At 62.9% G+C, this 3711-nt stretch carries 4 protein-coding genes; 3 read left to right on the forward strand and 1 reads right to left on the reverse strand.

Features of this window, described 5'->3' with window-relative positions; all coding sequences use genetic code 11:
* Positions 1-1810 (forward strand): BCCT family transporter (locus tag RIN13_RS20335; RefSeq protein ID WP_375164807.1); only part of this gene is annotated, 1810 nt, incomplete at its 5' end.
* A 53-nt stretch (positions 1811-1863) separates the two neighbouring features.
* On the opposite strand, the gene RIN13_RS20340 is transcribed toward RIN13_RS20335, so the two are convergent.
* Complete coding sequence (locus RIN13_RS20340) at positions 1864-2241, reverse strand: TfoX/Sxy family protein (protein WP_309109125.1); 378 nt, start codon at positions 2239-2241, stop codon at positions 1864-1866.
* A gap of 332 nt (positions 2242-2573) precedes the next feature.
* Between RIN13_RS20340 and RIN13_RS20345 the strand changes: the two genes are divergently transcribed.
* Both RIN13_RS20345 and RIN13_RS20350 read left to right on the forward strand, forming a co-directional pair.
* Positions 2574-2777, forward strand: a complete 204-nt coding sequence (locus RIN13_RS20345) for a cold-shock protein (protein ID WP_309109126.1) — start codon at positions 2574-2576, stop codon at positions 2775-2777.
* A 236-nt stretch (positions 2778-3013) separates the two neighbouring features.
* Positions 3014-3711 (forward strand): DUF808 family protein (locus RIN13_RS20350; protein WP_309109127.1); only part of this gene is annotated, 698 nt, incomplete at its 3' end.

The raw sequence follows: 3711 nt of genomic DNA on the forward strand, positions 1-3711 counted from the left end.
AGGGGAAACACCCCCCGCGGCCGGGAACCGCACGGATCACCCGCCCGGATCCGGCGGCAACCATCTGGCCCGTTGGGTATTCTGGCCCGCAGCCGGCGTCATCATCGTGTTTGTCCTCTTCGCAACGATTTTCCCGGCCGCCGCGACCGAACTGTTCGGCGCGATTCAAAGCAACGTCATCAGGTGGTTCGGCTGGTACTACGTGGCAGCCATCGCGCTCTTCGTGGCATTCGCCCTCTGGATCGGCCTCGGCCGCTACGGCGACATCAAACTAGGAAAGGACGAGGACGCACCCGAGTTCAGCGTCATGTCCTGGTTCGCCCTCCTGTTCGCCGCTGGCATGGGAATCGGGCTGGTCTTTTTTGGTGTGGCTGAGCCATTGAACCATTTCGCCGCACCCCGGCCCGGTGTAGAAGGCTCCCCCTTGGAGATTGCCCAGCAGGCGATGACCCAGACGTACCTCCACTGGGGGCTTCACGCGTGGGCCATCTATGTTGTGGTGGGGGTGTCCATTGCCTACGCTGTGCACCGCAGAAACCGCCCCATCTCCATACGGTGGGCCCTCGAGCCGCTCCTGGGGCGGAAACGCGTCTCCGGCGGGTGGGGCAACCTGATCGACGTCGTCGCGCTGGTAGGTACGCTCTTTGGCGTGGCCACCTCACTGGGCCTCGGCGTCCTGCAGATTTCCTCCGGTCTGGAACAAGCCAACATCGTTCAGGCCACCACCATGACGCAGATCGGGCTGATCCTGTGCATCATCACCTTGACCATCGTGTCGGTGGTGTCCGGCGTGGGCAGGGGCATGAAGTGGTTGTCCAACACCAACATAGTTCTTGCCGCGCTGCTGATGCTCGTCGTGCTGTTCACCGGCCCCACCCTGTTCCTGCTTCGTGAGTTCGTGCAGTCCCTCGGCAACTATCTGCAGAACGTGGTAGGCCTTACCTTCAACACCCTGGCCTTCTCAGGCGCGGAAGGGGAAGCCTGGCAAGCGGCCTGGACAACCTTCTACTGGGGCTGGTGGATCTCTTGGGCGCCCTTCGTCGGCATCTTTATTGCCCGCATCTCAAAGGGCCGCACCGTCCGTCAATTCGTTGTCGGCGTACTCCTTGTACCTACGACCGTCGGCTTCATGTGGTTCGCCGTCCTGGGGGGTGCGGCGATTCACCGCGAGTTGTTCGGTTCCGGGGGACTGATCGGTGACGATGGGAGCGTGGATACCGAGGGCGCACTGTTCGGCTTGCTGGGTAGCCTGCCAGGCGGAACTATCCTCACGGTGGGCGCCATTCTCCTGATCGCCATCTTCTTTATCACATCTGCGGACTCCGGTGCCTTGGTTATGGGCATGATCTCCACCGGCGGCGACGTGGAACCGAAGAACTGGTTGCGCATTTTCTGGGCCTCGGCTGCCGCCGCTGTTGCCATCGCACTGCTCCTGGCCAACGGACTGCAGGCAATTCAGACCGCGGCGATCCTGACGGCAGTACCTTTCAGCGTGGTCATCATTCTGATGTGCATCTCCACGGCTAAGGCATTCCATCGTGAGCACGCCATCCTGATGCGGGCGCAGCGCAAGCTAGCTCGGGACCAGATGACGGCCCATGTCACCGAGCAGGTGCACGACACCATGCACGACTCGGTCCAGGAGCACTTCGCGGAGCAAATCCACGACTCGGTCCAGGAGCACTACCAGGAGCACCTGGCGGACCAGGTCACGGAGGCCGTGGAGGCACAGCTCAGCGAGCGGCTTGCGGCCGAAGAAGTGCCCGGAGCGCCAGGGGCTGGAACAACGACGGACAAGCGGGCAACGTAGGCCAGCTGTTGGCGCGCGCCGGTTTCCGGTGGCGCACGTGGAACCTGCAGGCCTTACTTTTTCTTGCCGCGTGCCTTTGGCTCCTTGGGCGGCAGCCCGGCCACGTAGGCGTACGCCTTCATCACCCACGCCCGGGCCCGCGCTTGATCGCCGTCGCCTTCTTCGTTCCACACCTCGGGCAGTCCGACGTAGCCGCCCATCGGCCGCTCCTCCGGCCCGAAGGGCACAGTCCGCTCGGAGCTCTCCAGTAGTGTTCGGTCGGCCTCAGACAGCCGGACGCCGATGGTAGGACCGAACAGGCCGGCGAACATGTTCCCGTTCACGAAGGCGCCCAAGTTCCCGAACATCGGCTTCACCACCACGTCCGGATGATCTGGCACGGCAGCACGGAACCGCTCCTTGTCCTCCTCGGACGGCTTGGGCATCTGCATTCTGAACACTTCCTTGGCTTTGGGCGGGGAGCGGGAAAGGCTGGACTGTCTGAAGCATATTCCCGCACCCGGCGCCGGTCGACACCCAAGCCGGGAAGACCGCCGTCGTGATACCGGATGGCGGCCGTACTGGGTGCTGCCCGGAAGCCGTGGTCACTGGTGGTGAAAATCTCCTGTAGTGTTGTACTCGTTGTTGTGTTTATGCAGTTGGTAGTTCAGGCAGTACGCGCGGTCGAAAGTCCGCGTTCTTCTGAAGTAGCGGTTTTGAACACCCCACACCGGAGGGCCCGAAAGTCGGGACTTTCCCTCCACCTTCACGAAGGACAAAAATAATGGCTACTGGTACCGTCAAATGGTTTAACGCTGAAAAGGGCTTCGGCTTCATTTCCCCGGACGACTCCTCGCAGGACGTTTTCGCGCACTACTCCGCGATCAACTCCGGCGGCTTCCGCTCCCTCGAAGAGAACCAGAAGGTTTCCTTCGACACCGAGCAGGGCCCCAAGGGTCCCCAGGCCGTCAACATCCAGGCTCTCTAATTTTCTAGAGAACCGGGACCGTTAGGTTTCGAGCAGGGCCCGTCTTCGGACGGGCCCTGCTTTTGTTGTGCCGTGGGCGTCCTGCAAGCTTCGAACGGAGGTCGTTGCAGCTGAAGTTTGGGCCTGAATCCGCGCGCAGCTGTGCGTAAGACATATACTCCGAACATGCCAATCACGCGACTCAATCGAGGCTCCCACGCCCAGCCATCCGCCCTCGAGCAGCACCGGGGCGACCTGTGAGCGGCGGTCTCGTCGCCCTCCTGGACGACGTCGCCGCCCTTGCCCGCATAGCGGCCGCCTCGGTGGACGACGTCGCTGCCGGAGCCGCCAAGGCGGGGGCCAAAGCCGCCGGCGTGGTAATCGACGACGCCGCCGTCACCCCACAGTACGTGTCCGGGGCAGACCCGTCCCGCGAACTGCCGATGATCAAGCGGATCTTCTGGGGCTCGCTCCGGAACAAGCTGCTGGTCATCCTGCCGGCACTGCTGCTCGTCAGCGCCTTCCTCCCGGGGGCCATCCCCTTCATCCTCATGCTGGGCGGCACCTACCTCTGCTACGAGGGTGCCGAAAAGGTCTGGCACAAGCTCCGCGGCCACCACTCCGCCGAAGAAGCTACGCCGGCGGTCGAACGGGGACCCGAGGCGGAGTCCAAGGTCATCAAGGGCGCCATCACCACCGATTTCATCCTGTCCTGCGAGATCATGGTTATCTCGATGAACGAGGTGGCCGCCGATTCCTTGTTGTCCCGGGCAATTATCCTGGTTGTTGTGGCCCTGGTGATCACGGTGCTTGTGTACGGCGCCGTCGGACTGATCGTCAAAATGGACGACATCGGCCTGCACCTGGCCGCTAGAGAATCCGCGGGCTCCAAGCGCTTCGGCGAGCTGCTGGTCAAGGGGATGCCCGCCGTGCTGGCCGCGATCACCCTAATCGG

This window comes from Arthrobacter sp., from assembly GCF_031179985.1.
GTDB lineage: Bacteria > Actinomycetota > Actinomycetes > Actinomycetales > Micrococcaceae > Arthrobacter.